The 5,587-nt window shown below is 73.8% G+C and carries 5 protein-coding genes and 1 pseudogene; 4 read left to right on the top strand and 2 right to left on the bottom strand.

Going from position 1 to position 5,587, the window contains the following annotated elements:
* Positions 1-252, top strand: a 252-nt coding sequence (locus L0B03_RS13190; RefSeq protein WP_284501777.1) for a 5-formyltetrahydrofolate cyclo-ligase, incomplete at its 5' end; no start/stop codon positions are given.
* A gap of 45 nt (positions 253-297) precedes the next feature.
* Here the strand turns inward: L0B03_RS13190 and L0B03_RS13185 are convergent.
* A complete protein-coding gene (locus L0B03_RS13185; RefSeq protein ID WP_250446495.1) occupies positions 298-2,898 on the bottom strand; it encodes a penicillin acylase family protein in 2,601 nt (866 codons plus the stop codon).
* An 80-nt stretch (positions 2,899-2,978) separates the two neighbouring features.
* On the opposite strand from L0B03_RS13185, the gene L0B03_RS13180 reads away from it, so the two are divergent.
* The 3 genes from L0B03_RS13180 to mscL all read left to right on the top strand — a co-directional run bounded on the left by L0B03_RS13180 (position 2,979) and on the right by mscL (position 4,785).
* Entirely contained in the window at positions 2,979-3,458 is a 480-nt protein-coding gene (locus L0B03_RS13180) for an FmdB family zinc ribbon protein (protein ID WP_374204951.1), read from the top strand.
* A 97-nt stretch (positions 3,459-3,555) separates the two neighbouring features.
* Positions 3,556-4,284, top strand: coding sequence for an SAF domain-containing protein (locus tag L0B03_RS13175; protein ID WP_250446492.1), 729 nt, complete (start codon positions 3,556-3,558; stop codon positions 4,282-4,284).
* A 108-nt stretch (positions 4,285-4,392) separates the two neighbouring features.
* Complete coding sequence (gene mscL / locus L0B03_RS13170) at positions 4,393-4,785, top strand: large conductance mechanosensitive channel protein MscL (RefSeq protein WP_250446489.1); 393 nt, start codon at positions 4,393-4,395, stop codon at positions 4,783-4,785.
* A 324-nt stretch (positions 4,786-5,109) separates the two neighbouring features.
* Here the strand turns inward: mscL and L0B03_RS13165 are convergent.
* Positions 5,110-5,587, bottom strand: a pseudogene (locus tag L0B03_RS13165) (hypothetical protein); the annotation flags it as partial.

Here is a 5,587-nt window from a genome sequence, read left to right as displayed (position 1 = left end):
GAGGCGATCGTCGCCCCTGCCCTGGCGGTGGACACCGGCGGTGGCCGGCTCGGCCAGGGCGGCGGGTGGTACGACCGGGTGCTGGCCCACGCCCGCCCGGGGGCGACCGTGGTCGCGATGGTCTTCCCCGAGGAGGTCTACGACGCCGTCGAACGACCGCTGCCGCGTCAGGACCACGACCGCACGGTCGACATCGTGGCCACCCCCACCGGCTGGACGTGGGTCAGGCAGCCCGGGGGCTCGGCGAGCTAGCAGGCGCATGCCGCCGCCGGGTCGCCGCCGAGGTCGGCGCGCTCGTCAGTCCGTGGGACGCAGGGTGAGTTCGCGCGAGCTGGCCTCCTCGACGGCCTCGCGTCGGAAGGGCCAGGGGAAGGTCTCCCCCTCGGCCCAGGCCGAGAACTGGTCGGTGTAGTGGACGCTGCCCGGGTGACCTGAGGTGCCGGTGAGGTTGACCCAGGTCGAGGCGTCGAGATCAGCCAGGTCCACGACCATCCGCATCGACGGCGCCGCGGTCACGGCGAAGGAGTCCTCGGCCGCGTCCCACGAGGTCGCGTTGACGATCGAGGATCCGCCAGGTACTGCGAGCGGGCTCGGGTTGACCAGCTCGCGCACGGGACCGGGGGCAGCCTCGCCACCCAGGACCGGGTGCTCGGGGGCCGCGGTGTGCAGCCGTCCCCACTGCCACTCGTCGGCGGTCTTGCCGAGCTCGACGGTCAGCTCTAGACGGGCCTCGGTGAGCGCCCGGACAAGGATCTCGTCCCGGCTCTCGACCACGTTGACGGTGCGGCGGTCGTCCCACCACGCGCTCTCCGGGTCGTCGAGGAGGCGCTCGACGACGGCGAGCCACCGGCTGTTGCCGCTGGGCCACTGGTCCTCGGGCAGGTCGTCCCAGAAGGTCAGCTCGAGGAGCTTGGCCCACACCGCGGAGAAGTACGCGGCCGCTGCCGAGTCGGTGCCCTGCACCTGGTCCCAGTCCCGCAGGAGCTCGACCCCCTCCTCGGTGAACGCGTCCACCTCGATGTCGAGGAGGGAGGGGATGAGGCGCTCGGCGTACGGGCTCCACGCGTCGTTCTGGAGCTCGTTGGTCAGCTCGACGTCGACCCGGGTGCCGTCCGCGAGGAGGTCGTCGAGCTGGTCACGGATCCGCTGGGACCGGTAGCCGTAGTCCCAGTCGGCGGTGAGGAAGGGCTGGCTCCCGGAGGCGGTCACGGCCTGGTTCGCGGCGACGACGTACCCGACGGCCGGGTCCACGACCGCCGGCATCGAGGAGGGCTCGACCCAGCCCTGCCAGTCGTACCGCGAGTCCCAGCCGGGTCGGGGCCAGGTCCCGTCCGAGGGCACCGGGCCGTCGAGCACCCGGGCCCGGAGGGGGATCCGTCCCGGAGCCTGGTAGCCGATCTGCCCCTCGGTGGTGGCGAAGACGATGTTCTGGGACGGCACGTCGAACAGTGCTGCGGCCGCCGCGACGTCGGTCGCGTCCGAGGCCGTCGCGAAGGCGAGGACCGCGTCGGCGGTGTGACCGGGCTCGAGCGCGGTCCACGCGAGGGCCACCTCGGTGGTGCGCCGGCTGCCGTCAGCCGTGGGCGAGGCGGCGACCCGCCCGAGGTCCATGACGTCGGAGATGATCGGGCCGTGCACGGTGGTGCGCACCTCGATCTCCTCCGACGGTCCTCCGTTGACCTCGATCGTCTCGGTCCGCGTCTCGAACGGGACCTGCTCACCGTCGCGCAGGTAGGTGCCCTCGGCCGGGTTCGTGCGCTCGAGGAAGAAGTCGGTGACGTCGGCGCCGAGGTTCGTGATGCCCCAGGCCAGCTCGGCGTTGTGGCCGATGATGACCCCGGGGAAGCCGGAGAAGCCGAAGCCCGAGACGTCGTACGGGCACTCGGGCCCGACGTCGTTGCAGTGCAGGCCGACCTGGGTCCAGATGCCCGGGGCGGAAATCGACAGGTGCGGGTCGTTGGCCAGGATCGGCTGGCCCGAGACCGTGTGCTCCCCCGAGACGACCCAGGAGTTGGACCCCGTCCCGTCGCCCTCGCCGACGAGGTGGGGCACCGCGCCCAGCACCTCGGCGGTCGCGTCGAGGGCCTGCTGCAGCTCGGGCTCCAGCAGCGTTCCGTCCGGGTCGGCGGGGGCCGCGCCGGGCTGGTCGGAGGCGGCGTCCACGCTCGCGGCGGTCGGGCTCACGTCAGCCTCGGTGACGATCGGGGCGTTGACGTCCTGCGGGTAGCGGGGGAACAGGTCGTTGACCCGGCCGACGTCGCGGACGGTCGCGAAGATCAGGGCCCGCGAGAGCTCCTGGTCGTAGTTGCCCTTGAGGTCCCAGGCCATCGCCTTGAGCCACGCGAGGGAGTCGATCGGGTCCCACCGCTCGGGGTCGGCGACCTCGAGCTGCAGGCCCAGCACCGCGTACTCGACGCCGAGGGACTCGGTGGGGGTGGCGTCGAGGTAGGCGTTGACCCCCTCCGCGTAGGCCGTGAGCGCCTCACGGGTCTCGGGGGCGAGGATCTCCCACTCCTGCTCGGCGACGTCGCGCCAGCCGAAGGTGCGGATGACCTTGTCGGCCGCGAGCGCCTCCTCGTTCTCCCCGACCAGCTCCGAGAGACGTCCCGCGGTGACGTGCCGGCGGTAGTCCATCTCGAAGAAGCGGTCCTGGGCGTGCACGTAGCCCTGCGCCCGGAAGAGGTCGTCGGCGGTGTCCGCGTAGACGTCCGCGACCCCACGCTGGTCCCGCAGCACCGTGACCTCGGCCTCGAGCCCGGCCAGGTCGGCGGTCCCCCCGTGGTCCGGCAAGGGGCGACGGACGACGGTCGCGGCGACCGCGGCGACCGCGACGATCGCGAGCACCAGGACGGCGGCGGTCCCGAGCAGGACGAGGCGGAGCGGACGACGACGGGGCACGGAGCGAGACTAACGGCTCCCCCGCGGTGGCCGAGGACCGGGGGTACCCGCCCCGGTGTCGTAGCATTGGCACTCGGATCGTGAGAGTGCCAATCGTGATCGTGCCCGTGATCGTGCCAGGAGGAACCGTGCCCACCTACGCCTACGCGTGCACCGCGTGCGACCACCGCTTCGACGTGCAGCAGGCCTTCACGGACGACGCCCTGACCGAGTGCCCGACCTGCGCGGGGCGGCTGCGCAAGCTGTTCTCCGCCGTGGGCGTGGTCTTCAAGGGGTCGGGCTTCTACCGCACCGACTCGCGCGACGAGAAGCGCAGCAGCGCACGGAGCGCCTCCTCGTCCTCCGGGACCTCGGGGTCGAACGGTTCCGCAGGTGCAGGCGACAAGGCCGGCTCCGGCTCGAGCTCCTCGGGCGGCGACTCGTCGTCGAGCACCTCCTCCTCGAGCGGTTCCTCCTCGGGGAGCTCGTCCTCCGGGAGCACGAGCAGCTCCGGGTCGAGCACCTCGGGGTCCAGCGGCTCGGGGTCCAGCGGCTCGTCCTCGACGGCCGCCGCAGGCTGACCCTCAGCGGGTCCACAGGGGCGTCGCACCTCGACGCCTCCACAGGACGCGCAGCCCCGCCCTGAAGCCCGCACGGCGGCGTCTCTAGCGTCGTCGCATGCCCCGAGGACCCGCGGACGACCGCTCCCCTCCCCTGCTGACCCTGCGCATCCTCCTGTGGAAGGGCCGCGGGGCGCTGCTCGTCGGCGCCCTCCTCGTGGCCGCCTGGACCGTGGTGCAGCAGCTCGCCCCGAGCGGGCCGGCGACCACCCCCGTGGTCGTGACCACCCGCGAGGTCCTCCGCGGTGAGGCCCTCGAGGCCAGGGACCTCCGTGTCGCGCACCTGCCGGAGCGCCTCGCCCCTGAGGGGTCTCTGGGCGACCCGGCACCCCTGGTGGGCCGGGCCACCGCTGTCACGCTGACGGCAGGCCTCCCGGTCGTCGACCCGCTGCTCGACGGGGCCCGGTTCGGCGTCGAGCCGCCGTCGGGGACCGTGGTCGTGCCGGTCCGGCTGGCCGATGCGTCGGTCGCGGGCCTGCTGCGGGCCGGTGACCGGGTCGACCTGGTCGGGCCGGCCCCGTCGGGCCCGGGGTACGGCACAAGCGCCGGGCCCGAGGACGAGGAGAGCGCCCTCCCGCAGCCGGTCCTCCTGGCCCAGGGGGCGGTGGTGCTCGACCTAGGAGGAGACGGCCAGGAGGAGGCCGGGCTCGGGCTGAGTGGGGTCACGGGCGCGACCTCCAGCGGGGAGGACGCCGCGGTCACGGTCGTGGCGGTCTCCCCCGAGGAGGGCCGGGCCCTGGCCGCGACCGGCTCGTGGACCGCGCTGGGAGCGGTCCTCGTGGAGTGATGGTCCGCCCGGGGACCTCGCACGTGCTCGTCGCTCGGCAGGGGGCGCTGACATGATCACGGCGACGGGCCGCTCGGCCCCGTCCTCCCTCTCGGCCCAGGAGACGCCATGATCGCCGGTTTCAAGAGCTTCATCCTGCGGGGCAACGTGATCGACCTCGCCGTCGCCGTCGTCATCGGCGCGGCCTTCTCGGCGGTGGTCGCCGCCCTCGTCGAGGGGTTGCTCAACCCGCTGGTGGCGGCGATCTTCGGGGCGAAGGACCTCTCCGGCGTCGCGACCTTCACGCTCAACGGGGCGGAGTTCTCGATCGGCCTCGTCCTCGACGCGATCCTCACGTTCCTGCTCGTCGCCGCGGCGATCTACTTCGTCATCATCACGCCGGTGAACGCCCTGGCGGCCCGGCGCAAGCAGGGCGCCGAGCCCGAGCCCGCTGCCCCGGCCGAGGACATCCTGCTCCTGCAGGAGATCCGTGACCTGCTCGCGAGCCGCCGGGAGCCCTGAGTCGACAGGGCCCCGTGGTCAGCCGCCCCGAGACGCCGCGGCGCGTGCTCACCAGTGCGGGGGCTTCTCCCGGAGGAGCCGTTCGTCGTCGCCGTGGTCAGGATCGGGACGCTCGCCCCAGCCCACGTCGGCGTCGTCAGCGCTGCGCACAGGCAGCACCGCGGTCGCTTCGCGCGCCGTCTCGGACGGTCCGGAGGTCGGTCGCGTGACCGCGCGCGCGGGGTCCGACGGACCGGTGCCACGGGCCCCAGGCGCAGGTGAGCCACCGGTCGCCCGTCGAGGCCGGCGCGGGGGTGGGTCACTCATCGGCGCGGACCGGCCCCGTCACAGCCGCCGCACTGCGCTGAGTACGGCGGTGTCGACCCTGGTCCCGCGACGAGAGATGCCGAGCTCGGCACGCAGGGCGGCGGCCAGCTCCTCCTCGGTGCGCCGGACCCCGTCCGAGGCGATCCACACGGCGACCTCGTCGAGCTCGTCGTCGCTGTAGGCCGCGATGGGCAGACCCTGCTCGACGGCAGGTCGCGGGCCTCGGGTGGAGGGGCTGGGGGCGACGGCCGAGACCGGGATGAGCTCCCCCTGCTCGCCGTCCAGGTCGGGGGTCGACGGCACCTGAGGGGCGGGGACGTGCGGGACCTGCACGTCGGGAGCGTGCGCCTCGGAGGCGCCGTCCTCGACCACGTCCGGGGCGGCATCGGGCAGCACCTCGGGGCGTCCAGGGCGCGCGGGACGGGACTCGGCGCGCTCGGCCGTGCGGCGGGCGCAGGCCTCGACGGTTGCGGCGAGCACCGCGTCGGCCTCGCCC

The organism is Actinotalea sp. C106 (genome assembly GCF_023630195.1).
In the GTDB taxonomy this organism is placed as follows: domain Bacteria; phylum Actinomycetota; class Actinomycetes; order Actinomycetales; family Cellulomonadaceae; genus Actinotalea.
The sequence above is the reverse complement of the archived record's forward strand: the minus strand, read 5'-3'. Positions and strand labels throughout refer to the sequence as shown.

Excerpts from the sequence above, each read along its gene's own strand:
- L0B03_RS13175 (WP_250446492.1), top strand. The coding sequence starts at position 3,556 with ATGCCCCGAGGACCCGCGGACGACCGCTCCCCTCCCCTGCTGACCCTG.
- mscL (WP_250446489.1), top strand. The coding sequence starts at position 4,393 with ATGATCGCCGGTTTCAAGAGCTTCATCCTGCGGGGCAACGTGATCGAC.